Here is a 25,459-nt window from a genome sequence, read left to right as displayed (position 1 = left end):
TTACGGCCTTGTAGTAGAAGCAGAATTAACAAACCACTGCTGGATGTTACCCATCGCGGAATGCGAAGTATCCAGAATTGGCTGCGGATATAAGCCCAGCAGCACCAGCAGTACGACCAGTAACAGAACGATGGACAGCTCGCGCAGCGACATCCCCGGCAGCTCTTGCGCCGCGATTTCACTCTTCGCTTTACCGAAGTAAGCGCGGTGCAGCATCGCCAGCGAGTACACGGACGCGAAGACCAGGCCGAAAGTGGAGACAACGGTAATAACCGGAACCACTTTGAAGCTGCCGAACAGAATCATGAATTCGCCGACAAAGTTACCGGTGCCCGGCATACCCAGCGTCGCAACTGCGAAGAACATGGACAGCGCTGGCAACCATTTAATTTTGCTCCACAGACCGCCCATCATGCGCATGTCGCGGGTATGCAGACGTTCGTACAGCTGACCGCACAGAATGAACAGACCTGCCGCAGAGAGACCGTGCGCGATCATCTGGATAACCGCCCCCTGGTACGCAAGCTGGCTGCCGGTGTAGATAGCAATCAGCACGAAGCCCATGTGGGAAACGGAGGTGTACGCGATAAGACGTTTGATGTCGTACTGCGTGAAAGCCATCCATGCGCCGTAGAAGATACCGATAACACCCAGCCACATTGCAATCGGGGCGAACTCAGCAGAAGCGTTCGGGAACAGCGGCAGTGCGAAACGCAGCAGACCGTAGGCCGCGGTTTTGAGCAAAATCCCCGCCAGGTCAACAGAACCCGCCGTTGGTGCCTGGGAGTGTGCATCTGGCAGCCAACCGTGCAGCGGAACAACCGGCATTTTCACCGCAAACGCGATGAAGAAACCGAGCATCAGCAGATATTCAACGCCGTGCGACATTGGCGTTTTCAGCAACTCTTCATAGTTGAAGGTCCAGACGCCGGTCGCATTGTGATGCACAAAGACCAGTCCCAGGATCGCAATCAACATCACCAGACCACTCGCCTGGGTGTAGATGAAGAACTTGGTTGCCGCCGTGATACGCGTTTTACCGTCGGATGCCTTGTGGCCCCACAGCGCGATCAGGAAGTACATCGGCACCAGCATCATTTCCCAGAAGAAGAAGAACAGGAACATGTCGATGGCCAGGAACACGCCGATGACGCCGCCCAAAATCCACATCAGGTTCAGGTGGAAAAAGCCCTGGTATTTTTCGATTTCTCGCCAGGAGCACAGTACCGCCAGAACACCGAGCAGACCCGTCAGCACCACCATCAGCAGCGACAGACCGTCGATTGCCAAATGGATTGTGATGCCAAAACGTGGGATCCACGGCAGGATAAATTCAGATTGCCACTGCGGAAGACCCGCAGACTGGGTCAAAGAATAGCCGCCCTGCAACCAAAGTTGCAGGCCAAGCAGAAACGTCAATCCCATGGTGATCAGCGCAATCCAGCGCGGCATCTTCACGCCAAAGCGTTCAGTCTGCCAGCACAGGAATCCACCAATGAAGGGAATTAATATCAACCAAGGCAATAACATAGCTAAGTATGTCCCTTATTTTTACTCCTGCCCAGGCTGTTTCGTTCGTCATACTCAACGTCGAAAAGCCTGTACTTCAGGAAAGTAATCTAAATGTATTCTTAGTTCACAGGCCCGGGATTTCACCGGGCCTATTCACACAACCATCAAACTCAACGCAACACCATCAGCAGAGCCAGCACCACAACCGCGCCGATGCTCATTGATGCGACATACCAGCGCAGATACCCGTTCTCGCTCAACAGCAGGCCTTTACCTGCAAAGCGGGAAAGAATCGCCGGGATGTTCATCATAGAGTTCATCGGGTCACGTTTGAGCAGCCACGCAATACCCAGGAATGGCTTGACGAAAATCTTGTCGTACAGCCAGTCGAAGCCCCATGCGTTGTACCACAGGGTACTCAGCAGACGCCCTGGCGCGCTGTTGGCAATTGACGTCACCAGAGTGCGTTTGCCCAGCCACAGCCATGCAGCAATCAGGATGCCCGCGATAGCGACCACACCCGAGGTGATTTCAAGCGTCAGAACGCGGCCGTGCTCAAGCTCGGTGGTATCTGGCAGCACGCCCTGCAATGGCGGAACAATCATTGCGCCGACGAAAGTAGACAGCACCAGCAGCACAATCAGCGGCAGATGATGGGTAATCCCCTTCCCTGCATGCGCGTGAATTTGTTCTTTGCCGTGGAAGACGATGAAAATCATACGGAAGGTGTACAGAGAGGTCATAAACGCACCGACCAGACCTGCCACCATCAGATTGATATGACCATTCGCCATAGCTCCTGCAAGGATTTCGTCCTTACTGAAGAAGCCCGCGGTGATGATTGGCAGCGCTGACAGCGCCGCGCCACCCACCAGGAAGCAGACATACACCAGTGGAATGGATTTGCGCAGACCGCCCATCTTGAAGATATTCTGCTCGTGGTGGCAGGCCAGAATCACCGAACCAGACGAGAGGAACAGCAGCGCTTTAAAGAACGCATGCGTCATCAGATGGAAAATCGCCGCATCCCACGCCTGCACACCCAGCGCCAGGAACATATACCCGATCTGGCTCATGGTGGAGTAGGCAAGAACGCGTTTGATGTCGGTCTGAACCAGCGCGGCAAAGCCCGCCATAACCAGCGTTATCGCACCCACGATACCGACCAGATGCAGAATTTCTGGCGTCATCAGGAACAGGCCGTGTGTACGGGCAATCAGGTAAACACCCGCGGTTACCATGGTTGCAGCGTGGATCAGCGCGGAAACAGGCGTTGGACCGGCCATCGCGTCGGCAAGCCAGGTCTGCAACGGCAGCTGCGCGGATTTACCCACAGCACCACCCAGCAGCATCAGGGTCGCCCACGTCAGCATGTTATTGCCTGCTTCGAAGTGAGCCGGAGCCAGTTCCACCATTTCGCGGAAGTTCAGCGTGCCCAGTTCGTTGTAAAGAATGAACAGCGCGAAAGCGAGGAACACGTCACCCACGCGGGTCACGACGAACGCTTTCATGGCCGCTGCGCCATTCTTCGGATCGGTGTAATAGAAACCGATCAGCAGGTAGGAACACAGCCCCACGCCTTCCCAGCCGAGATACATCAGCAGCAGGTTATCGCCCAGTACCAGAATCACCATGCTCGCGATAAACAAGTTGGTGTACGCGAAGAAGCGAGAATATCCCTCTTCACCGCGCATATACCAGGAGGCGAACATGTGGATCAGGAAGCCGACACCGGTCACCACCGACAGCATGGTCAATGACAGACCATCCAGTACGAGGTTGAAACCGATGTTGAAATCACCGACCGACATCCAGGTCCACAGCGGTACGCTGAAGGCCTGCTTGCCGTTGTTAAAGAAGTCAATTCCCGCATACGCTGTGACCAGCGCAGCAAGGCCGATTGAGCCAATGCCCACCGTTGCGGACAGATTTTCCGACCAGCGGCCGCGGGAGAATGCCAGCAGCAAGAAGCCAATCAAAGGAAAAATAATGGTTAAGGCAAGCATGTTCATCCACGCAACTCACTTACTGAATCGATGTTCAGGTTCTGGCGGCGACGATGGAGCTGCAGCAACAGCGCCAGGCCAATACTCGCTTCTGCAGCCGCAAGGCTGATAGCGAGAATGTACATAACCTGCCCATCAGGCTGACCCCAATAGCTACCCGCGACCACAAAGGCCAGCGCGGAAGCATTAATCATGATTTCCAGACCGATCAGCATAAACAGCAGATTACGGCGGATAACCAAACCCGTCAGCCCGAGAACGAATAAAATCGCGGCGAGGATCAGTCCATGTGTTAAAGGAATCATGCGCGCTCCTCCGTTTTTCTTTTCGCGCGATCGTCAGTACGGTTGCTCAGCACTTCGCCAGCACGCTCTTCGCGCCCAACGTGGAATGCCACAACCAGACCCGCCAGCAGCAGCATCGAAGCCAGTTCAACCGCCAGAACGTACGGGCCGAACAGCGCAATACCCACTTCTTTAGCGCTAATTGGCGTACCGTCAATGCCCTGGTCGTTAACACCCAGAATGGCGTAAACGATAACTACCAGCATGATGGCCGACAAAATAGCCGGACCAATCCACACTTGCGGCTTCAGCCACTGACGTTCCTGTTCGATTTCAGCACCGCCCAGGTTCAACATCATCACGACGAACACGAAGAGAACCATAATGGCGCCCGCGTAGACGATGATTTCCAGTGCACCCGCGAAATGCGCGCCAAGCGCGAAAAACACGCCGGAAATAGCCAGCAGCGAGATGATCAGATACAGCAGCGCATGCACCGGGTTGGTGTGCGTGATCACTCGCAGCGTGGCCAGGATGGCGATGAGGCCACAGATATAAAAAGCGAATTCCATTGCCCTTCTCCTTACGGTAACAGGCTCTTGACGTCGATAGGCTTAGCTTCGTTCTCTGCTTCGCCCTTATCTTTGCCGTCGATTGCCATACCCGCCATCCGGTAGAAGTTATATTCCGGGTATTTGCCCGGACCGGAAATCAGCAGATCCTCTTTCTCGTACACCAGGTCCTGGCGCTTGTACTCACCCATTTCAAAATCGGGAGTCAGCTGAATCGCCGTGGTTGGGCACGCTTCTTCACACAGACCGCAGAAAATGCAGCGCGAGAAGTTGATGCGGAAAAACTCAGGGTACCAGCGGCCGTCTTTGGTCTCTGCTTTCTGCAAAGAGATACAGCCCACCGGACACGCTACCGCACACAGGTTACAGGCAACGCAACGCTCTTCGCCGTCCGGATCGCGGGAAAGCACGATACGTCCACGGTAGCGCGGCGGCAGATATACCGGCTCTTCCGGATACATCTGGGTTTCGCGTTTTGCAAACGCGTGCAGCCCGATCATCCAGATACTGCGAATCTGGGTGCCGGCGCCTACTAATAATTCTTTCAAGGTCATGATCTATTCGCCCCTATTGCGCCTGCCAGAGAATGACAGCCGCCGTTACCAACAAGTTGACTAGCGTCAGCGGCAGGCACACTTTCCAGCCGAAGGACATTACCTGGTCATAACGCGGACGCGGTAATGAGGCGCGAATCAAAATGAACATCATCATGAAGAACGCGGTTTTCAGCGCGAACCAGATGAACGGCGGTAAGAACGGACCGTGCCAGCCACCAAAGAACAGCGTGACCATCAGCGCGGAAATGGTGACGATACCGATGTACTCGCCCACGAAGAACAGACCGAATTTCATACCGGAATATTCAATGTGGTAACCATCCGCCAGTTCCTGTTCGGCTTCTGGCTGGTCAAATGGGTGACGGTGACACACAGCCACACCCGCGATAGCAAAGGTGACAAAACCAAAGAACTGCGGGATCACGTTCCAGATGTCGGCCTGGTTGTTGACGATGTCGGTCATGTTGAATGAACCGGCTTGCGCCACCACGCCCATCAGGGAGAGTCCGAGGAACACTTCGTAGCTCAGCGTCTGCGCGGAAGCACGCATCGCACCCAGCAGCGAGTATTTGTTATTACTGGACCATCCCGCGAACAGCACCGCGTACACCGCAAGGCCAGCCATCATCAGGAAGAATAAAATCCCGATATTCAGGTCAGCCACAACCCAGGTCGGGCTAACCGGAACGATGGCGAATGCCAGCAGCAACGAGGTGAACGCGATCATCGGCGCAAGGGTAAAGATGACGCGGTCCGAGAATTTCGGGATCCAGTCTTCTTTAAAGAACATCTTGATCATGTCCGCGACCAGCTGGAGTGAACCACCCCAGCCAACACGGTTCGGTCCATAACGGTTCTGGAACAGACCGAGCAGACGACGCTCACCAAAGCTCATGAACGCACCGCAGGTGACCACCACCAGCAGAATGACAATCGCTTTCAGGATGCTTAACAGAATGTCGATAAGATCCGGCGTTAACCAACTCATGCTTGTGCCTCCTGCAGATTATCAAGACGCGCGCCCGCCAGGACCGGTGCAATACCCGGTAATCCCATCGGCAGACCCACCTGCCCTGCTGTCAGACCTTCGGCGATAATCAGCGGCAAGCTGATTGTCTGGCCTTCGTAGCTAAAGGAGATTTGGCTGCCCGCATTGACGCCAAGCTTCGCGGCATCCGCCGGATTGAGCTTGATGTAGGGCTGCGGCATGCGCGTCTGGAACACAGGGGAACGCTGGGACATCTCATCGCTTCCAAACAGATGGTAATACGGCGCGATACGCCAGTTGCCTTCCTGAGCCTCAAAACTTGCCGGAACGGTCGTGTAGTAATCCAGAACCGTTTCGCTGGCTTCAATCAGACGTACGCCTGGATCGCCGTGGCGCAGAGAACCGCCCACTTCAGACTGGAATTTGTTCCATGCCTGCGGGGAGTTCCAGCCCGGTGCCCATGCAAATGGAACCTGAGAGCGCGGAGCAGACGGTTGGTTGTTCCCTTCCATTGAGAAGGCAAACATCGTGTCTTTATCCTGCGGCTGACGCGGTTCATGCACGCTAATATTGGCGCGCATCGCAGTACGGCCACTGTAACGATGCGGTTCACGGGCCAGTTTCTGACCGCGGATACGGAAGCTCGCATCTGGCGCAGCGTCTTTAATGCCCGCCAGGTGAGGCAGTTTTTCCACAACCGCATCGATAACGTGGTCAAGCTGCGTCCAGTCCACTTCGCGGCTCTGAACGGTGCTGTGCAGCGAGTGCAGCCAGCGCCAGCTTTCCAGCATCACAATGTTGCTGTCGTAGTACGACGGGTCATAAACCTGGAAGAAACGCTGCGCGCGGCCTTCGTTGTTGATGACCGTACCGTCGCTTTCCGCAAAGCTTGCCGCAGATAGCACGAGGTGCGCTTTGTCCATAATCGCCGTACGCTGATGGTCAATCACCATCACCAGCGGCGCTTTGGAAAGTGCAGCATCAACGCGTGCAGCAGAGGCATGGCGATGCAGGTCGTTCTCAAGCACGATGACACCATCAGCCGCTCCGGTTTCGAGTTCGCTGAGCGCCTCTTCCAGAGAGCCGCCGCCGATCATACCCAGACCCATGCTGTTCACCGCGCGAGCGATCATGGTCACGCCAACGTCAGCACCCCGGCCTTTCAGGGCTTTCGCGACGTTTGCTGCAGCCTGAATCACATCCGCACTTCCGGCATTGGTACCGGAAATAATCAGAGGTTTCTTCGCACCCGCCAGCGCCTGCACGATCACGTCGATCTTGTTTTGCAAATCGCGATCCAGACCGTCAACGGCCGGCGCGCTGTTATCCAACGCATGTGCAATCGCAAAACCAAGACGCGCCTGATCTTCAACCGGTGCGCGATAGGTCCACGCAGCGATGTCGTCAAGACGCGTGTTGTCGACGTTGGTGACAAACAGCGGATGTTTGGCACGCTGGCCGATGTTCATGATCGCCGCAATCTGCCAGTCAGCCACTTTCTGGGCGGCTGCCATTTCACGTGCTTTACCTTTCACTGCCTGACGAACTGCCAAAGCAACGCGCGCGCCCGTTTGCGTCAGATCTTCACCCAGCACCAGAACGGCATCGTAGGATTCGATTTCGCGCAGCGCAGGAGTACGAATACCGCCTTCGCGCAGCACTTTCAGGACTAGTTGCAGACGTTCTTGCTCACCGTTAGCAATACCGGTGTAGAAGTTTTCCGCACCCACCAGCTCACGTAGAGCAAAGTTGCTTTCAACGCTGGCACGTGGAGAACCGATGCCGATGACCTTCTTAGACTGACGCAGAATGTCTGCCGCGCCCTGCATTGCCTGTTCTGCGTTCAGGGTGATGACATCATCGCCACGGCGCTGAACCGGCTGACGCGGACGGTCTTTCAGGTTTACATAGCCATAGCCGAAACGGCCACGGTCGCACAGGAAGTAGTGGTTAACGGTACCGTTATAACGGTTTTCGATACGACGCAGTTCACCATAACGCTCACCCGGGCTGGTGTTACAGCCAAGAGAACATTGCTGGCAGATGCTTGGCGCAAACTGCATGTCCCACTTACGGTTGTAGCGCTCGGAGTGTGTTTTATCAGTGAACACGCCGGTCGGGCAGATTTCTACCAGGTTGCCGGAGAATTCGCTTTCAAGCGTACCGTCTTCCGGACGACCAAAGTAGACGTTGTCATGTGCGCCATAGACGCCCAAATCTTCGCCATCTGCGTAATCTTTGTAGTAACGCACGCAACGGTAACAGGCGATACAGCGGTTCATTTCATGCGAGATGAACGGCCCCAAATCCTGGTTACGGTGGGTACGTTTGGTAAAGCGATAGCGACGGAAACTATGACCCGTCATCACGGTCATATCCTGAAGGTGGCAGTTACCGCCCTCTTCACAGACCGGACAGTCGTGCGGGTGGTTGGTCATTAACCATTCCACCACGCTTTCACGGAACTGTTTCGCTTCGGCGTCGTCGATAGAAATAAAGGTGCCTTCGGTTGCTGGTGTCATACAGGACATCACCAGGCGACCACGCGTGTCTTCCGCGTTTTGGTATTGCTTCACCGCACACTGGCGGCAAGCACCGACGCTTCCCAGCGCCGGATGCCAGCAAAAATACGGAATATCAAGGCCAAGAGACAGACAAGCTTCTAGCAGGTTGTCCGCCCCGTTGACTTCGTATTCTTTGCCGTCTACATGAATCGTAGCCATTAGCATGCTTCCAGTTGGCTCGAATAAATCCGAGCGTTAATCAAAATTCTTTTACGCTTCATCCTTCAGGCCGCTTCGGCGTTAGCTTCCCTCGCTTACTCCCGTCACTTACTGATGTAAGCTCCTGGAATCCACTCCGCCGCTGCCTTGATGCAACCTGAACGCTTGTGCGTAAGAAACTACCAGCGCGCTTTTAGCAGGTTCGGCTGAATACCGCTTATTGCATGGGTATTGCTGAACTGCTGCTTGATGCCTGCTTCGAATTCTTCGCGGAAATATTTAATCGCGCTTTGCAGAGGCTCAACGGCGCCAGGTGCGTGGGCACAGAAGGTTTTGCCCGGACCAAGGAATCGACACAGTTGCTCAAGTGTTTCGATATCACCAGGCTGGCCTTCGCCACGTTCAAGAGCACGCAGGATCTTCACGCTCCACGGCAAACCATCACGGCACGGTGTGCACCAGCCGCAGGACTCGCGAGCGAAGAACTCTTCCAGGTTGCGAACCAGCGGCACCATACCAATTTCGTGGTCAACGGCCATCGCCAGCGCAGTCCCCAGACGGCTACCTGCTTTACCAATGCTTTCAAATTCCATTGGCAGGTCAAGATGCGCTTCGGTCAGGAAGTCTGTACCTGCGCCGCCCGGCTGCCAGGCTTTGAATTTAAGCCCATCGCGCATACCGCCAGCGTAGTCTTCAAGGATTTCACGCGCGGTGGTACCGAACGGTAATTCCCAAAGACCTGGATTTTTGACGCGACCAGAGAAGCCCATCAGTTTTGTGCCGGCATCTTTACTGGTAGAGATGTTTTGATACCACTCCACGCCGTTCGCCAGGATTGCCGGAACGTTACACAGGGTTTCGACGTTGTTCACACAGGTCGGTTTACCCCACACGCCGGAACTTGCCGGGAACGGTGGCTTGGAGCGCGGGTTCGCACGACGGCCTTCAAGGGAGTTAATCAGCGCGGTTTCTTCACCGCAGATGTAGCGCCCTGCCCCGGTATGCACGAACAGTTCGAAGTCAAAACCGGTGCCGAGAATATTTTTGCCAAGCAGACCCGCTTCGGTGGCTTCGGCAATCGCACGACGCAGATTTTCTGCCGCTTCGATGTACTCACCGCGCAGGAAGATGTAGCCGCGATACGCTTTCAGCGCAAACGCCGAGATCAGCATGCCTTCCACCAGCAGGTGTGGCAGCTGTTCCATCAGCAGGCGGTCTTTGTAGGTGCCGGGTTCCATTTCATCGGCGTTACACAGCAGGTAACGGATATTCATGGATTCGTCTTTCGGCATCAGGCTCCACTTAAGACCCGTGGAAAAGCCTGCACCACCGCGCCCTTTCAGGCCAGCATCTTTCACCGCATTAACGATTTCATCCGGCGCCATGCCAGCAAGCGCTTTGCGAGCACCTTCGTAACCGTTTTTGCTTTGATATTCATCGAGCCATACCGGCTGTTTATCATCGCGCAGACGCCAGGTCAGCGGATGAGTTTCAGCAGTACGAATTACAGTTTTCATTTGTACTGCTCCAGCAGGTCAGGAATCGCTTCCGGAGTCAGATGGCTGTGAGTGTCCTCATCAATCATCATGCTCGGCCCCTTGTCGCAGTTACCCAGGCAGCAGGTCGGCAGCAGAGTAAAACGACCGTCAAACGTCGTTTGCCCTGGCTTAATGTCGAGTTTTTTCTCGAGCGCGGCCTGAATTCCCTGATAACCCGTGATATGACACACCACGCTGTCGCAATAGCGGATCACGTGACGGCCAACCGGCTGGCGGAAGATTTGGCTGTAGAACGTTGCCACCCCTTCTACATCACTTGCCGGAATGCCGAGCACTTCAGCGATCGCATAAATCGCGCCATCTGGCACCCAACCGCGCTGTTTCTGAACGATTTTCAGCGCTTCAATGGACGCCGCACGCGGGTCTTCGTAGTGGTGCATCTCGTGCTCAATCGCCGCACGTTCTGCCGCACTCAGCTCAAAAGCCTCGGTTTGTGGTTGTTGATTCTCGTGCATAATTAGCGGTCCACATCTGACATAACAAAATCGATACTACCCAGATGGACGATCAAGTCGGACACCAGGCTGCCGCGTACCGCCACCGGAATTTGCTGCAAATGCGCAAAGCTCGGGGTACGGATACGAGTACGGTAGCTCATGGTGCTGCCATCGCTGGTCAGGTAATAACTGTTGATACCCTTGGTCGCCTCAATCATCTGGAAGGATTCGTTGGCCGGCATAACCGGACCCCACGAAACCTGCAGGAAGTGGGTGATCAGGGTTTCGATATGTTGCAGCGTACGCTCTTTAGGTGGCGGCGTAGTCAGCGGGTGATCCGCCTTGAACGGGCCTTCCGGCATGTTGTTGAGACACTGCTCAAGAATACGCAAGCTTTGGCGCAGCTCTTCAACTTTCAGCATCACGCGGGTGTAGCAGTCAGAAACACCGCCGCCAACCGGGACTTCAAAGTCGAAGTTTTCATAGCCTGAATATGGGCGCGCTTTACGCACGTCAAAATCAATCCCTGTCGCACGCAACGCAGCACCGGTACAACCCCAATCCAGGGCTTCTTTCGCACCGTAAGCGGCGACACCCTTAGAGCGGGCAATCAGAATGGTGTTACGCAGCGCGGCTTTCTCGTATGAGTCCAGACGCTTTGGCATCCAGTCGAGGAAATCACGCAGCAGCTTATCCCAGCCGCGCGGCAGATCGTGTGCAACACCGCCGATACGGAACCAGGCTGGATGCATACGAAAACCGGTAATGGCTTCGACGACATCGTAGATTTTTTGACGGTCGGTAAAGGCGAAGAAGACCGGTGTCATCGCACCGACGTCCTGAATGAACGTAGAGATGTACAGCAAATGGCTGTTGATACGGAACAGTTCGGAGAGCATGACGCGAATGACATTCACGCGGTCCGGAACGGTAATGCCCGCTAATTTTTCTACCGCCAGCACGTAAGGCATTTCGTTCACGCAGCCGCCGAGGTATTCGATACGGTCGGTGTACGGAATGTAGCTGTGCCAGGACTGACGCTCGCCCATCTTCTCAGCACCACGGTGGTGATAGCCGATATCAGGAACGCAGTCGACAATCTCTTCGCCATCAAGCTGGAGGATAATACGGAATGCACCGTGTGAAGACGGGTGGTTCGGGCCGAGGTTGAGGAACATGAAGTCCTCGTTTTCGGTGCTGCGCTTCATGCCCCAGTCTTCAGGCTTGAACGTCAGCGCTTCCATCTCCAGATCCTGTTTCGCTTTCGTCAGCTCAAACGGATCGAATTCGGTCGCACGCGCCGGGTAATCTTTACGCAGCGGGTGGCCCGTCCACGTCGGTGGCATCAGAAGACGCGTCAGATGCGGGTGACCGTCGAAGGTCATACCGAACATTTCCCAGGTTTCACGCTCATACCAGTTAGCGTTCGGGAAAAGTTTGGTGAACGTTGGCAAGCGCATGTCGTTTTCAGACAATGCCACCTTGAGCATGATATCCCGATTGCGGTCTATTGAGATCAGGTGGTAGAAAACGGAAAAATCCGCCGCGGGTAAACCGTGACGGTGCGTGCGCAAGCGCTCATCCATGCCGTGGAGGTCAAACAGCATGACGTAAGGTTTTGGCAGTTTCTTTAAGAAATCGCCCACTTCCAGTAATTGTTCACGCTTAACCCAAACGACGGGTACCCCGGTGCGGGTGGCCTGAACAGTAAAGGCATCCGGCCCAAAACGGTTGCGCAGTTCGCCGATGACCGGGTCATCCAGATGGTCCCGGGTAAGACAAGCGGCTTGCGCGGTTAAGTCGGTCATATTGTTCACCATTGCAAATGGTCCGTGGTGACTGTCGGGCATGGCTTCGCGCTATTTGTATAGTGATATGCGAAGGGTTTCTCCACAGCCCGCAGGCGTAAATTAAATTTCGTCAGGCGTACGCAGGTTGGTCACTGCGATACGTTCGCCGCGTTTACGCTCGCGCTCTGATTGCATATTGGCGCGATACACGCCCTGATCGCCAACCACCCAGGAAAGCGGACGGCGCTCTTTGCCAATCGAATCCTGCAGCAGCATCAGTGCCTGCATGTAAGCTTCCGGACGTGGCGGACAGCCAGGAATGTAAACATCCACTGGGATAAATTTATCGACGCCCTGCACGACAGAATAAATGTCGTACATACCACCGGAGTTTGCACATGCCCCCATGGAAATAACCCATTTCGGCTCGAGCATTTGATCGTAAAGACGCTGAATAACAGGCGCCATTTTGGTGAAGCAGGTTCCCGCAACCACCATCAGGTCAGCCTGACGTGGTGAAGCACGCAGTACCTCGGCACCAAAACGCGCAACGTCATGCACCGCAGTGAATGACGTCACCATTTCAACGTAGCAGCAAGAAAGACCAAAGTTGTATGGCCAGATTGAGTTCTTACGACCCCAGTTGACCATATCGTGCATGGCATGTTCGAGCTTGCCCATGTACACGCTTTTGTTGATTTCTTGCTCCAGGGGGTCGGTTACGATCTCCTGTTTTTGCAGGGGGTAACGGTCATTCTCACCGTTAGGATCTATGCGGGTGAGCGTATAATCCATCTTATTGCCTCGCTGTTACTGCTGACGATTAGAGTTACTGTTTTCCGGGTTAACCAGTTCACGGCGTGAACGCGTCGGTGTCCAGTCCAGAGCGCCGATGCGCACCAGATAAACCAGACCGGCCAGTAGCACTAAAATGAAAATTGCGGCTTCGACAAAGCCCACCCATCCGCTTTCACGAATTGAAGTAGACCATGCGAACAGGTAAAGCGCTTCAACGTCGAAGATAACGAAGAACATGGCCACCAGATAGAACTTGGCGGACAGGCGTAAGCGTGCAGTACCTACCGAATCGATACCCGATTCAAATGGGGTGTTTTTGTGCCTTGCGCGGGCGCGACCGCCCAGGAACCAGCCGCCGATTAACATCAGGCAGCACAGACCTATGGCAACAATAAGAAAGATTGCGAATGCCCAGTGATGAGCGACGACTTCTGTGGATGTTGACATACTCATTGCTTACTCATCAAAAGTGATACCTATAGCTCTGCTCTTACTGGCAGATGGACATCACATCGATTCATGGGGAGGAATAAATAACCTTACATCGACTGTCAGAAATGAGACATAGACAGCAAAATGATGTGGTTTTTTACTCCTTTCTATAACCTTTTGTCAACTTTAACAAAGGTTTCTTCACATTAAATCACACGGATCAATTCTCATTAACATTTCATGCCCTTTAACCCTGGTGGGTGGATGACTTTACGTCAACTGCATGCTGTTGAATCGTGTCCGTTTTGCAGTAAAAGTAATATTACCCTCCTATTTTGACAGGATTTGCCGCTGATTCCTCCCCCCAAATAGGAGTATTTTCTTGATCTGAGACACGCTTTTGTTAATCCAATCAAAAAAACGGCAACATTTTTACTGTTTTTTTAACATTGGCACCTAAAACAAAATTTCAAAATCAAAATGCCCATAAATCCATCAAAACTCATTATCCGGATGAAAATAAACAGATATTTCTAAAAGGCATAATAATAATATTGATATTATTGTCAAAAAAAAACCACTCCGCGAGAATGACTCGCGAGTGGCCTTTTTTTACAATTACAAATTGTTACGAGAATTGTAGGATCCGGATCACTGAAAATCCTTTTCAATAACAAGGGAATCATCCCCCCCTTCCGGAGTAAGATTCTCGAATTGCCATGGATTGTGGTAGCTCACCATCGCGTCGAACACGATTTTCGCCAGTTCATTATTGCTGGCTGTGTTATGACAAAGGAGATATTCCGTGTCCGGGAGAGTTGGCAGTCCATCTGTACGGCCTAACACACGTAAATCTGGACTCATCATCTCAACAGGACGTGCCGTGACGCCCAGCCCTGCCTTAACAGCGGCACGTACGGCCGGCAATGTAGAAGCCACATAGGCCAGACGCCATGGAATATTGGCTTCATTCAGCGCATTAAGCGCCATATCGCGGAATGGGCTCGGATCGTCTAGCAGCACCAACGGAATAGGATCGCCTTTTTGCAGCACATATTCTGCAGCGCAGTACCAATGCGTTGGGGACGTTCGCAGCGTCAAACAATCAAACTGTCCAGGACGATGTGTTGTCACCACCAGATCGACCTGGTGCTCTTTCAGCATATCGATCATAAACGCATTGCGTTTTACGCTCACATCCAGGGCAAGCTTCGGATAAACCGAACTGATGCGATTAAGCAAAAAAGGCAAGATCGTATCAGCTGACTCATCAGACGCACCTAAGGTTAAAACACCCTGAAGGTTGCTAAACATTAATGACATACATGCTTCATCGTTGAAGCGAAGTATCTTCCTGGCGTAACCCAGAAGCTGAATTCCATGCTCGGTTAAGAGCTTATTGCGGCCATGCCGGGCAAAAAGCTCTTTACCGACAAGTTGTTCCAGGCGCTGCATTTGCTGACTAACAGCCGACTGGGTACGACACACAGCCGCAGCAGCGGCTGCAAATGTATTGAGATCAGCGACCGCAACAAAAGTTCTCAGCAGATCGAGGTCGAGATTCATTATCGGACGATTTGCATTTATCATATCTATTCACTTACTAGTTGCTCGTGCGGAGCTGCCAGACCGGCAGACTACCTGACAGATAGTTATTGGCTGGTGTATAGCGAAAGTCAGAAACAACGTTCCATGACGATAATTTTATTCTCTTAAACGTTAAGAATATTTAGAGGTTTTGCCGATCCAGGTAAATTCCATTAAAGAAATTTCAAATCAGCCTCATCTTTCAGGCAACACGGCTACAGCAGCAAAAGTGTCGCATATCCGTTATAACAGAGATAATTCTTACAATAACAATCAATTAATACAGTCAAAACAGAAAAAAATACACTGAAATGTAAACATTCATCCGTTTACTGAGGCAACATCTTAACTCAAACCCACTTTATTTATAAGTATTATCGCATCATCACTGATTAAACGATGTTGATATAGCGCTAAACTAATTTTATTAAAATTAACGAAAGTTAAGATTTAAGCGTCAATAATAAATAAACATTAATTTAGATTAGGTTTATTCATTAATACTGCTTAACATTATTTTCACACGCGTAACGTTTGTCAAAATTAAACATGTACCAAAGATAGTAAGAAGCATTCCGATTTTACGAAAGGTCACGAGAAGAAACCATTCCAGACTCATCGACTTTAGTTGCTTTACCTTAATTTCAAACAGGATAAAATACAATAAAAATTTTACCCATCAAGATATAACACTAAAAAACATTAATTAAGCAAACGTTTTGACCACATAAAAGCTATTTACTCAGTTAAAGACATTCCACATCATTTTCTTCACTCTACAAAATCTTCTACTGCACACCCTTCAAAATGCCACGCGGTGGGAGTACATTGTTTCGTGCTGACTTCCACGGCAGGGAGTGGCAATAACAGCTAAAAGGTCAAAGATTCATGTCCCCTATCGAAAAATCCAGCAAATTAGATAATGTCTGTTACGACATCCGCGGCCCCGTTCTCAAAGAGGCAAAACGCCTGGAAGAGGAAGGCAACAAAGTTCTGAAACTCAACATTGGTAACCCTGCGCCGTTTGGTTTTGATGCGCCGGACGAAATCCTCGTTGATGTGATTCGAAACCTTCCCACGGCCCAAGGCTACTGTGATTCAAAGGGGTTGTACTCCGCCCGTAAAGCGATCATGCAGCATTATCAGGCCCGTGGTATGCGTGATGTCACCGTTGAAGATATCTATATCGGTAACGGCGTTTCCGAATTGATCGTGCAGGCCATGCAGGCGCTGTTGAACAGCGGCGATGAGATGCTCGTTCCCGCGCCGGATTACCCGCTGTGGACTGCCGCCGTATCGCTTTCGAGCGGTAAAGCCGTGCATTATCTGTGTGATGAATCTTCTGACTGGTTCCCGGACCTTGACGATATCCGTTCTAAAATCACGCCGCGCACCCGTGGTATCGTTATTATCAACCCGAATAACCCAACCGGTGCGGTCTACTCCAAAGAGCTGTTAATGGAGATCGTTGAGATCGCCCGTCAGCATAACCTGATCATTTACGCCGACGAGATTTACGACAAAATTCTGTACGACGCCGCACAGCACCACTCCATCGCGGCACTGGCACCCGATCTGCTAACGGTGACATTTAACGGTTTGTCAAAAACTTACCGCGTGGCGGGTTTCCGCCAGGGATGGATGGTCCTTCATGGCCCGAAAAAGCACGCTAAAGGTTATATTGAAGGCCTTGAAATGCTGGCGTCTATGCGCCTGTGTGCAAACGTTCCGGCACAACACGCGATTCAGACCGCGCTTGGCGGGTATCAAAGCATCAGCGAATTTATCGTGCCGGGCGGGCGCCTGTACGAACAGCGTAACCGCGCGTGGGAATTGATTAATGATATTCCTGGCGTGTCGTGCGTGAAGCCAAATGGCGCGCTTTATATGTTCCCGAAAATTGATGCAAAGCGCTTCAATATTCATGATGACCAGAAAATGGTGCTCGATTTCCTGTTACAGGAAAAAGTGCTGCTGGTACAGGGTACGGCGTTTAACTGGCCATGGCCTGACCACGTCCGTATTGTTACCTTACCTCGCGAAGACGAGCTTGAAATGGCAATCAGCCGATTTGGCCGTTTCCTGTCAGGTTACCATCAGCTCTAACCTTCATCAGGCTGCCTTCGGCAGCCTGATTTGCATCTTGCCTCCCCTCCCCGCACAATGAAATCTGTCGCCGTGAAAGACAAAAGGTAACTTATGAGTCAAAGTCATTTCTTCGCCCATCTCTCCCGCCTGAAACTCATCAACCGCTGGCCGCTGATGCGCAATGTGCGTACTGAAAATGTGTCTGAGCACAGTTTGCAGGTAGCTATGGTCGCCCATGCGCTGGCGGCGATTAAAAATCGCAAATTCAATGGGAAAGTCAACGCCGAACGCATTGCCCTGCTGGCGATGTATCACGATGCGTCAGAAGTGTTAACGGGCGATTTACCGACGCCAGTAAAATATTTCAACTCGCAGATTGCGCAAGAATATAAAGCCATTGAAAAGATCGCCCAACAGAAGCTGGTTGATATGGTTCCGGAGGAGTTACGCGATATTTTTGCTCCTCTGATCGACGAGCATCAGTGCAGCGAAGAAGAGAGATTACTGGTGAAACAGGCCGATGCTCTGTGCGCCTATCTGAAATGTCTGGAAGAACTCTCCGCGGGCAACAATGAATTCCTGTTAGCGAAATCGCGCCTGGAAAAAACACTGGAATCTCGGCGCAGTGAGGAGATGGATTATTTTATGCAGGTGTTTGTGCCGAGTTTTCAGCTGTCGCTGGATGAGATAAGTCAGGATTCACCGCTGTAACCGTCTCGCCCGGTGGCTGCCGGGCGAATAAATCAGAACGGGAAAAGAACCGGGATCAGCACGACACACACCATCATCACTAAAAGCGTAAACGGCACGCCGAGCTTGACGAAATCACTGAATTTATAATTTCCTGGCCCCAACACCAGCGTATTGACCGGTGATGACACGGGCGTCATAAACGCAGCGGAAGCCGCCATCGCCACCATCATGGCAAACGGATAAGGCGATACCCCCATTGATTTCGCCATTGCCAAAGCGATAGGCGCCATCAATACTGCCGTTGCGGTATTGGAGATAAAGAGTCCAATCGACGCGCACATCACGAACAGACACACCAGCATCATGTAAGGCCCATAACCCCCGCCGACGTCCATCAATCCTTTAACGACTAAATCCACGCCGCCTGTTTTTTGCAGTGCAAGGGCAAATGGCATCATCCCCACGATAAGAATAATGCTCGGCCAATGGATGGCTTTATAGGCGCTTTCGGCATCGATACAGCGGAATTTCCCCATCAGCAAGCAGGCAACTATCGCGGCGATAGGATTCGGAATTTCATCGGTTAGCATCAATGCCACCATGAGTACCAGACAGAAAATGGCGTGTGGAGCCTGGCTGTGCGCGGGCGATGCATCGCTCTCTTCTACGGGCATATTCAACACCACAAAATCGCGTCCTTTTTGCCCCAACTGGTTGATGAGTTTCCAGTTTCCGACAACCAGGAAGATGTCGCCCAACTGTAACGGCTTATCCACCAACGCCCCTTCCACCGCAACGCCATCACGCTTTAACCCAACAACGTTAAGGCCATACCGGGTACGAAAACCCATTTCGCGCACAGTTTTGCCCAGCAGTTCGGATTCAGGGATAAGCGAAACTTCCGCCATTCCGACGTCAAGCGCCTGATCGGAGAAATATTCCCCGCGCAGCACCATCGGCTCGAGCAGTTGTTCAGCACAAAACTCACGTAAATCAACATCTGCCGTCGACATATCGATCAGTAATACGTCTCGTGCACGAAACTCCGATACCCCGTTAACGTTAACGATGACGCGCCGGAACCGCCGCCAGCGTTCGACACCAATAATATTTGCGCCATAGCGCTCGCGCAGCTTGAGATCGTCAAGACGCTGGCCGATCAGCGGCGAACCCGGGCGGATCGCCAGACGGCGTGCCCGGCCGGTAAGGCGATACTCTTTGATCAGATCGCGAAAAGTCCGTCGACGCCAGCCATCTTTATTTTTATGGAGGGGATCCCCTTTCAGGGCAAAACGGGTCAGCAGCATGTAAAACACGCCGAGTACCAACACGACCAATCCAATAGGCGTCACGCTAAAGAAGCTGAAACCTGCGTATCCTTCTCGCAACAGCTCGCTGTTCACCACCAGATTCGGCGGCGTCGCCACGAGCGTCATCATCCCACTGATGAGCCCTGCAAAACTCAGCGGCATCATTAACCGCGAGGGTGACGTTTGCATACGCATTGAGACGCTTAACACGACCGGGATGAAAATGGCGACCACGCCAGTGGAGCTCATAAATGCGCCAAGCCCTGCCACAGTGAGCATCAGGTAAATGAGCATCTTGGTTTCACTGCTACCCGCCACTTTTACCAGCCACGAGCCCATCACCGTCGCCACTCCGGTTCGGACCAGCCCGTCACCAATAATAAAGAGGGCGGCAATCAGAATAACGTTGGGATCGCTAAATCCAGAGAACGCTTCAGAAAGCGTTAGCGTACCGCTCAGTACGAACGCAACAATAACCAGCAGCGCAACGGCGTCCATGCGTACTTTGCCGGTTGCAAAGAGGATAATGGCGATAGCGAGCAGGCTGAGCACCCAAATCAATTCACCGTTCACAACATGTCCTTGTCAGGGAAAAGAAGAAATTTTGCCACAAAAAGGCCCCAACAATGTGGGGCCAATTCATGGGGTTACATTTTCAGGGAGACGGTCACATTCCCGTCTGAATTCCTGTGGACGTCAAGCGTCTCCAGAGAAGAGATCACGAAGTCGACTTCGTCCAGTCGGGGTGAACCGGCCGGCACGTTGACGGCAATCACATGGCTGCCAGCGTTAAGGCCTGCCAGCACACCGGCGGCGGCGTCTTCGACCACAACGCAATCGGCAGGGTGAAGTCCCAGCAATTCCGCCCCCAACAAAAAGGCGTCAGGCTCAGGTTTACCGCGCTTAACACGTTCTGCCGTGACGAAAACTTCCGGTAACGGGAGGCCCGCCGCTTTGTGGCGCGCATGCGCAACCGGAATCGAACCTGACGTCACAATTGCCCATGGAATGTGCGCTTCATTCAAATGCTGGAGCAGTTCAATTGCACCCGGCAACGCAACGATGCCGTCGGTATCGGCCGCTTCGATTTGCTCCAGATACGTGAACTCGGACTGAATTTCCTCTTCGCTTCTTCCAGGCAGAAAATGGCGGAGAGAAGTAATGGCCTGTTTGCCATGGATAAAATTCAGTACGTCCTGATGGTCAATGCCATGCCTGTCGGCCCAATGGCACCATGAACGCTCGACAACCGGCAGCGAATCCACCAGCGTACCGTCCAGATCAAACAGAAAACCTTTACACTGCACATTCACCCCCTCAGGCGTTGATGATTTGTTGGATCTCGTTGCTACTTAAATGGTACTGACGCGGGCATGAATGCCACACGCTCAACATCCGTTGGTATTTTTCCCACATCGGAGTTTGCGAGTTAAAGCCATGCGTACCCGCATCAAAATGGGTGTAACGCCCTTCCGTGTTGACCATGAAGCGGACGTAACTCAGATAGCGCGATTCGGTGGCGACATCAAAGCCCAGGAACGTCACACGACGCTCATCAATGGTTTGGGCATCTTTCAGGTTGGTCCAGGAAACATGCAGCGCATGATACATCTCCATGATGTCGATAACGGTGCGACAGGTTTCTTCCTTCAATTCACCAAACTCACGGTCCAACTCGCGCATCTGCAAGCCAAAGCCGCGTTCAACGATGGTTTGCAAGCGGCGATAGCGCTCAGCGTTGTCGGGATCAAGCATGGTCATCATTTTGTACTGATTGGACAAAATCAGACGTTGAGCGTTGGTCATTTCCATCTTTCGACTCCTGTTGCGCATGGCACTTAAAAAAAAGACACGGTAACTGTTTGTTACTGTGCCTTCTTTTTACAACCGTTTCGATGATCAATCACAAGTCATCAAGGAATGTTTTATCAAGTTGCTTAAACGCCCGCTTGAGCGTATCCGCCAGCGCCTGATAATCGGGTTTGCCTTCGACCGGAGCGAGCGCTTGCCCTGCTTCCTGAAGTTTGCCGCGCACTTCATAAAACCAGTGTAATATAGTAGGTGGCAGCGGCGTAACAGAGCGTTTACCCAGCCACCATAAACCCTGCATGGGCAGCGTAAGCGCAAAGAGTGCGGTGGCAACAGCCGGGCCAAGCTGACCGCCTAACGCTATCTGCCAGCAAAGGGTAAACACCGCGATCGGCGGCATAAAGCGAATCGCATAGCGCGTCATACGGATGACACGATTTTCGACAAACACTGGCGCAAGGCGTTTTTCCAACGGCCACGTCTTTGCATAATGCTGTCCCCGACGAAACAGACTGAAGAAGTTCACGGAGGGGTTTTCAGGTGTCGACATGGCTGTACCTCAACTTCACATATAAAATTTAAAATTTTCGTGCAAAACCACAACACGCTATGACAACGTTCAAAATATTTTGTCATCGCTACCCAGTATCGGGTATTCTGTGCCAGCCTCAAAGGGCCTTAGACGAGAATCGTTAACTCGTCAAATTATCGCATATTATGCCATTGTCTGAAAATCGTTCAAAATGGCGTAAAATCATATGGATTTCTTTCATCATGCCAGAAAGTTTGTTTGGCATGATGTTAATCATAAATGTCTGAGTCATCTTGCGTTACGCTTTTAGACTCACTGACGTTTTTTTAGCCACGTATCAATAGTAGGTACTTCCATGTCGAGTAAGTTAGTACTGGTTCTGAACTGCGGTAGTTCTTCCCTCAAATTTGCCATCATCGATGCAATCAACGGTGAAGAGTACCTCTCTGGTTTGTCCGAGTGTTTCCATCTTCCTGAAGCACGTATCAAATGGAAAATGGACGGTAGCAAACAAGAAGCGGCTTTAGGTGCAGGCGCCGCTCACAGTGAAGCGCTGAACTTTATCGTTAACACTATTCTGGCACAAAAACCAGAACTGTCTGCTCAGCTGACCTCAATTGGTCATCGTATCGTCCACGGCGGCGAAAAATACACCAAATCCGTGATCATTGATGAGACCGTGATTCAGGGTATTAAAGATGCAGCACCATTTGCACCGCTGCACAACCCGGCTCACCTGATCGGTATCTACGAAGCGCTGAAATCCTTCCCGCATCTGAAAGACAAAAACGTGGCTGTGTTCGATACTGCGTTCCATCAGACCATGCCGGAAGAGTCTTACCTCTATGCCCTGCCGTACAAACTCTACAAAGAACATAGCGTACGTCGCTATGGCGCACACGGCACCAGCCACTTCTATGTGACTCAGGAAGCGGCAAAAGTCCTGAACAAGCCGGTTGAAGAAGTGAACATCATCACTTGCCACCTGGGCAACGGCGGTTCTGTTTCTGCTATCCGTAACGGCAAATGTGTTGATACTTCTATGGGTCTGACCCCGCTGGAAGGTCTGGTGATGGGTACGCGTTCCGGTGACATCGATCCGGCGATTATCTTCCACCTGCACGACACTCTGGGCATGAGCGTTGACGACATCAACAAAATGCTGACCAAAGAGTCTGGCCTGCTGGGTCTGACCGAAGTCACCAGCGACTGCCGTTATGTTGAAGACAACTACGCAGATAAAGAAGACGCAAAACGTGCCATGGACGTTTACTGCCACCGTCTGGCGAAATACATCGGTTCTTACACTGCACTGATGGACGGTCGTCTGGATGCTGTTGTCTTCACCGGTGGTATCGGTGAAAACGCCGCGATGGTTCGCGAACTGTCCCTGGGCAAACTGGGCGTTCTGGGCTTCGAAGTTGATCACGAACGTAACCTGGCTGCTCGTTTCGGCAAATCCGGTTACATCAACAAAGAAGGCACCCGTCTGGCGATGGTTATCCCAACCAATGAAGAGTTGGTCATCGCACAAGACGCAAACCGTCTGACTGCCTAATACCACACCGCCAGCCTTGCTGGCGGTGCTGTTTTGTACCCCGCCCACTGCGGCGGTAACCAAAAGAGGATAAACCGTGTCCCGTATTATTATGCTGATCCCTACCGGAACCAGCGTCGGCCTGACCAGCGTCAGCCTTGGCGTTATCCGTGCTATGGAACGCAAAGGCGTTCGTCTGAGCGTCTTTAAGCCTATCGCCCAGCCTCGTGCGGGTGGCGATGCGCCAGACCAAACCACCGCCATTGTGCGTGCCAATTCTAATCTGCCAGCGGCTGAACCGCTGAAGATGAGCCACGTTGAATCTCTGCTTTCCAGCAATCAGAAAGACGTGCTGATGGAAGAGATCATCGCGAACTACCACGCGAACACCCAGAACGCGGAAGTGGTTCTGGTTGAAGGTCTGGTTCCGACGCGTAAACACCAGTTTGCTCAGTCACTGAACTACGAAATTGCTAAGACTCTGAACGCTGAAATCGTGTTTGTGATGTCTCAGGGTACCGACACTCAGGAACAGCTGAAAGAACGTATCGAACTGACCCGCAGCAGCTTCGGTGGCGCGAAAAACGCTAACATCACTGGCGTTATCGTCAACAAGCTGAATGCGCCGGTTGATGAACAAGGCCGTACTCGCCCGGATCTGTCAGAAATTTTTGACGACTCTTCCAAAGCGAAAGTCGTGAAAGTGGACCCTGCTCAGCTTAGCGAAAGCAGCCCACTGCCTATTCTGGGCGCGGTACCGTGGAGCTTTGATCTGATTGCGACTCGCGCAATCGACATGGCGCGCCACCTGAACGCTACCGTAGTCAACGAAGGCGACATTCAGACCCGCCGCGTGAAGTCCGTGACCTTCTGTGCCCGTAGCATTCCGCACATGCTGGAACACTTCCGTGCAGGTTCTCTGCTGGTGACTTCCGCAGACCGTCCAGACGTGCTGGTAGCAGCGTGTCTGGCCGCAATGAATGGCGTAGAAATCGGTGCAATTCTGCTGACCGGCGCGTACGAAATGGACGCGCGCGTCAGCAAGCTGTGCGAACGCGCTTTCGCGACTGGCCTGCCGGTATTCATGGTTAACACCAACACCTGGCAGACCTCTTTGAGCCTGCAGAGCTTCAACCTGGAAGTTCCGGTTGACGACCATGAGCGTATCGAGAAAGTTCAGGAATACGTTGCAAGCTTCATCAATGCTGACTGGATCGAATCCCTGACAGCCACCTCTGAGCGCAGCCGCCGTCTGTCTCCGCCAGCCTTCCGTTACCAGCTGACTGAGCTGGCACGTAAAGCCGGCAAACGCGTTGTACTGCCAGAAGGTGATGAGCCACGTACCGTTAAAGCAGCCGCTATCTGCGCAGAACGCGGAATCGCGACCTGCGTACTGCTCGGTAATCCTGATGAAATCACCCGCATCGCCGCATCTCAAGGCGTTGAGCTGGGTTCAGGTATCGAAATCGTTGATCCAGAAGTGGTACGCGAAAGCTATGTTGCCCGTCTGGTTGAGCTGCGTAAGAGCAAGGGCATGACCGAAGCCGTTGCCCGCGAACAGCTTGAAGACAACGTGGTGCTGGGTACGCTGATGCTGGAACAGGATGAAGTTGATGGCCTCGTTTCCGGTGCGGTTCATACTACTGCGAACACCATTCGTCCGCCGCTGCAGCTGATCAAAACAGCACCAGGCAGTTCTCTGGTTTCTTCTGTGTTCTTCATGCTGCTGCCAGAACAGGTTTATGTTTACGGTGACTGCGCGATCAACCCAGATCCAACCGCAGAACAGCTGGCTGAAATCGCGATTCAGTCTGCGGATTCCGCTATTGCCTTTGGTATCGAGCCACGCGTTGCAATGCTCTCCTACTCAACCGGCACGTCTGGTGCAGGTAGCGATGTAGAGAAAGTTCGCGAAGCGACACGTCTGGCGCAGGAAAAACGTCCTGATCTGATCATCGACGGTCCGCTGCAGTATGACGCCGCCGTGATGGCTGATGTGGCAAAATCCAAAGCACCAAACTCTCCGGTTGCGGGTCGCGCTACCGTGTTCATCTTCCCAGATTTGAACACCGGTAACACCACCTACAAAGCGGTACAGCGTTCTGCCGACCTGATCTCCATTGGGCCGATGCTGCAAGGCATGCGCAAACCTGTGAACGACCTGTCCCGTGGCGCACTGGTAGACGACATCGTTTACACCATCGCGCTGACTGCGATTCAGTCTTCTCAGCAGCAGTAATCTGCC

Annotated in this window: 21 protein-coding genes; 4 read left to right on the top strand and 17 right to left on the bottom strand. The window is 52.6% G+C overall.

Annotated elements, in window-relative coordinates; translation table 11 throughout:
- The 13 genes from nuoM to lrhA form a co-directional block, all read right to left on the bottom strand.
- The gene (nuoM, locus tag AC0LWE_RS12145; RefSeq protein WP_015959819.1) at positions 1–1,530 is read right to left on the bottom strand and encodes an NADH-quinone oxidoreductase subunit M; all 1,530 of its coding nucleotides are present in this window, start codon (positions 1,528–1,530) and stop codon (positions 1–3) included.
- Positions 1,531–1,682: 152 nt separating this feature from the next.
- Positions 1,683–3,524, bottom strand: coding sequence for an NADH-quinone oxidoreductase subunit L (nuoL, locus tag AC0LWE_RS12140; RefSeq protein WP_219347533.1), 1,842 nt, complete (start codon positions 3,522–3,524; stop codon positions 1,683–1,685).
- A complete protein-coding gene (gene nuoK, locus AC0LWE_RS12135; RefSeq protein ID WP_015959821.1) occupies positions 3,521–3,823 on the bottom strand; it encodes an NADH-quinone oxidoreductase subunit NuoK in 303 nt (100 codons plus the stop codon). Before nuoK ends, nuoL begins: the two co-directional genes overlap by 4 nt.
- A complete protein-coding gene (gene nuoJ, locus AC0LWE_RS12130; RefSeq protein ID WP_015959822.1) occupies positions 3,820–4,374 on the bottom strand; it encodes an NADH-quinone oxidoreductase subunit J in 555 nt (184 codons plus the stop codon). The genes nuoK and nuoJ overlap by 4 nt, the downstream gene beginning before the upstream one ends.
- Before the next feature lie 11 nt (positions 4,375–4,385).
- Positions 4,386–4,928, bottom strand: coding sequence for an NADH-quinone oxidoreductase subunit NuoI (gene nuoI, locus AC0LWE_RS12125; protein WP_015959823.1), 543 nt, complete (start codon positions 4,926–4,928; stop codon positions 4,386–4,388).
- 13 nt (positions 4,929–4,941) lie between these two features.
- Positions 4,942–5,919, bottom strand: a complete 978-nt coding sequence (gene nuoH / locus AC0LWE_RS12120; RefSeq protein WP_059179317.1) for an NADH-quinone oxidoreductase subunit NuoH — start codon at positions 5,917–5,919, stop codon at positions 4,942–4,944.
- Complete coding sequence (gene nuoG / locus AC0LWE_RS12115) at positions 5,916–8,642, bottom strand: NADH-quinone oxidoreductase subunit NuoG (protein ID WP_219347532.1); 2,727 nt, start codon at positions 8,640–8,642, stop codon at positions 5,916–5,918. The genes nuoH and nuoG overlap by 4 nt, the downstream gene beginning before the upstream one ends.
- 179 nt (positions 8,643–8,821) lie before the next feature.
- Positions 8,822–10,159 (bottom strand): NADH-quinone oxidoreductase subunit NuoF, encoded by a 1,338-nt coding sequence (nuoF, locus tag AC0LWE_RS12110; protein WP_059179319.1) that lies wholly within the window; start codon positions 10,157–10,159, stop codon positions 8,822–8,824.
- Entirely contained in the window at positions 10,156–10,656 is a 501-nt protein-coding gene (gene nuoE, locus AC0LWE_RS12105; protein ID WP_015959827.1) for an NADH-quinone oxidoreductase subunit NuoE, read from the bottom strand. Before nuoE ends, nuoF begins: the two co-directional genes overlap by 4 nt.
- Positions 10,657–10,658: 2 nt before the next feature.
- Positions 10,659–12,458 (bottom strand): NADH-quinone oxidoreductase subunit C/D, encoded by a 1,800-nt coding sequence (gene nuoC / locus AC0LWE_RS12100; RefSeq protein ID WP_072241875.1) that lies wholly within the window; start codon positions 12,456–12,458, stop codon positions 10,659–10,661.
- Positions 12,459–12,548: 90 nt separating this feature from the next.
- On the bottom strand, positions 12,549–13,223 hold the full coding sequence (gene nuoB / locus AC0LWE_RS12095; RefSeq protein ID WP_015959829.1) for an NADH-quinone oxidoreductase subunit NuoB: 675 nt from the start codon (positions 13,221–13,223) through the stop codon (positions 12,549–12,551).
- Positions 13,224–13,238: 15 nt separating this feature from the next.
- The gene (gene nuoA / locus AC0LWE_RS12090; protein ID WP_015959830.1) at positions 13,239–13,679 is read right to left on the bottom strand and encodes an NADH-quinone oxidoreductase subunit NuoA; all 441 of its coding nucleotides are present in this window, start codon (positions 13,677–13,679) and stop codon (positions 13,239–13,241) included.
- A 630-nt stretch (positions 13,680–14,309) separates the two neighbouring features.
- On the bottom strand, positions 14,310–15,248 hold the full coding sequence (lrhA, locus tag AC0LWE_RS12085) for a transcriptional regulator LrhA (RefSeq protein WP_131489258.1): 939 nt from the start codon (positions 15,246–15,248) through the stop codon (positions 14,310–14,312).
- Positions 15,249–16,133: 885 nt separating this feature from the next.
- Here lrhA and alaA point away from each other — a divergent pair.
- Both alaA and yfbR read left to right on the top strand, forming a co-directional pair.
- Positions 16,134–17,351: an alanine transaminase AlaA gene (gene alaA / locus AC0LWE_RS12080; protein ID WP_015959832.1), complete on the top strand. Its 1,218-nt coding sequence runs from the start codon at positions 16,134–16,136 to the stop codon at positions 17,349–17,351.
- A gap of 93 nt (positions 17,352–17,444) precedes the next feature.
- Positions 17,445–18,044, top strand: coding sequence for a 5'-deoxynucleotidase (gene yfbR, locus AC0LWE_RS12075; RefSeq protein WP_059179321.1), 600 nt, complete (start codon positions 17,445–17,447; stop codon positions 18,042–18,044).
- 32 nt (positions 18,045–18,076) lie between these two features.
- Here the strand turns inward: yfbR and AC0LWE_RS12070 are convergent, their stop codons facing one another.
- The 4 genes from AC0LWE_RS12070 to yfbV all read right to left on the bottom strand — a co-directional run bounded on the left by AC0LWE_RS12070 (position 18,077) and on the right by yfbV (position 21,695).
- Positions 18,077–19,909, bottom strand: a complete 1,833-nt coding sequence (locus AC0LWE_RS12070; protein WP_219347531.1) for an SLC13 family permease — start codon at positions 19,907–19,909, stop codon at positions 18,077–18,079.
- A 74-nt stretch (positions 19,910–19,983) separates the two neighbouring features.
- Positions 19,984–20,643, bottom strand: a complete 660-nt coding sequence (locus AC0LWE_RS12065; RefSeq protein WP_202667450.1) for a sugar phosphatase — start codon at positions 20,641–20,643, stop codon at positions 19,984–19,986.
- A gap of 10 nt (positions 20,644–20,653) precedes the next feature.
- Positions 20,654–21,148 carry a YfbU family protein gene (locus tag AC0LWE_RS12060; RefSeq protein ID WP_015959836.1) on the bottom strand — a complete coding sequence of 165 codons (495 nt, stop codon included), beginning with the start codon at positions 21,146–21,148 and terminating at the stop codon, positions 20,654–20,656.
- A gap of 91 nt (positions 21,149–21,239) precedes the next feature.
- Positions 21,240–21,695: a terminus macrodomain insulation protein YfbV gene (yfbV, locus tag AC0LWE_RS12055; RefSeq protein WP_059179324.1), complete on the bottom strand. Its 456-nt coding sequence runs from the start codon at positions 21,693–21,695 to the stop codon at positions 21,240–21,242.
- Positions 21,696–22,032: 337 nt separating this feature from the next.
- Here yfbV and ackA point away from each other — a divergent pair, with 337 nt between their 5' ends.
- Together ackA and pta are read left to right on the top strand one after the other, a co-directional pair.
- Complete coding sequence (gene ackA, locus AC0LWE_RS12050) at positions 22,033–23,235, top strand: acetate kinase (protein ID WP_202667449.1); 1,203 nt, start codon at positions 22,033–22,035, stop codon at positions 23,233–23,235.
- A 76-nt stretch (positions 23,236–23,311) separates the two neighbouring features.
- Positions 23,312–25,453, top strand: a complete 2,142-nt coding sequence (pta, locus tag AC0LWE_RS12045) for a phosphate acetyltransferase (RefSeq protein ID WP_059179326.1) — start codon at positions 23,312–23,314, stop codon at positions 25,451–25,453.
- Positions 25,454–25,459: the final 6 nt, after the last annotated feature.

The sequence above is a fragment of the Lelliottia sp. RD5 genome (assembly GCF_056032945.1).
This window is presented reverse-complemented; position numbering and strand designations above follow the sequence as displayed.

Excerpts from the sequence above, each read along its gene's own strand:
- nuoI (WP_015959823.1), bottom strand. The coding sequence starts at position 4,928 with ATGACCTTGAAAGAATTATTAGTAGGCGCCGGCACCCAGATTCGCAGT.
- nuoC (WP_072241875.1), bottom strand. The coding sequence starts at position 12,458 with ATGGTGAACAATATGACCGACTTAACCGCGCAAGCCGCTTGTCTTACC.
- nuoJ (WP_015959822.1), bottom strand. The coding sequence starts at position 4,374 with ATGGAATTCGCTTTTTATATCTGTGGCCTCATCGCCATCCTGGCCACG.
- nuoB (WP_015959829.1), bottom strand. The coding sequence starts at position 13,223 with ATGGATTATACGCTCACCCGCATAGATCCTAACGGTGAGAATGACCGT.
- lrhA (WP_131489258.1), bottom strand. The coding sequence starts at position 15,248 with ATGATAAATGCAAATCGTCCGATAATGAATCTCGACCTCGATCTGCTG.
- nuoF (WP_059179319.1), bottom strand. The coding sequence starts at position 10,159 with ATGAAAACTGTAATTCGTACTGCTGAAACTCATCCGCTGACCTGGCGT.
- nuoH (WP_059179317.1), bottom strand. The coding sequence starts at position 5,919 with ATGAGTTGGTTAACGCCGGATCTTATCGACATTCTGTTAAGCATCCTG.
- nuoL (WP_219347533.1), bottom strand. The coding sequence starts at position 3,524 with ATGAACATGCTTGCCTTAACCATTATTTTTCCTTTGATTGGCTTCTTG.
- yfbV (WP_059179324.1), bottom strand. The coding sequence starts at position 21,695 with ATGTCGACACCTGAAAACCCCTCCGTGAACTTCTTCAGTCTGTTTCGT.
- ackA (WP_202667449.1), top strand. The coding sequence starts at position 22,033 with ATGTCGAGTAAGTTAGTACTGGTTCTGAACTGCGGTAGTTCTTCCCTC.
- alaA (WP_015959832.1), top strand. The coding sequence starts at position 16,134 with ATGTCCCCTATCGAAAAATCCAGCAAATTAGATAATGTCTGTTACGAC.
- nuoA (WP_015959830.1), bottom strand. The coding sequence starts at position 13,679 with ATGAGTATGTCAACATCCACAGAAGTCGTCGCTCATCACTGGGCATTC.
- nuoE (WP_015959827.1), bottom strand. The coding sequence starts at position 10,656 with ATGCACGAGAATCAACAACCACAAACCGAGGCTTTTGAGCTGAGTGCG.
- nuoK (WP_015959821.1), bottom strand. The coding sequence starts at position 3,823 with ATGATTCCTTTAACACATGGACTGATCCTCGCCGCGATTTTATTCGTT.
- yfbR (WP_059179321.1), top strand. The coding sequence starts at position 17,445 with ATGAGTCAAAGTCATTTCTTCGCCCATCTCTCCCGCCTGAAACTCATC.
- nuoM (WP_015959819.1), bottom strand. The coding sequence starts at position 1,530 with ATGTTATTGCCTTGGTTGATATTAATTCCCTTCATTGGTGGATTCCTG.
- nuoG (WP_219347532.1), bottom strand. The coding sequence starts at position 8,642 with ATGGCTACGATTCATGTAGACGGCAAAGAATACGAAGTCAACGGGGCG.
- AC0LWE_RS12060 (WP_015959836.1), bottom strand. The coding sequence starts at position 21,148 with ATGGAAATGACCAACGCTCAACGTCTGATTTTGTCCAATCAGTACAAA.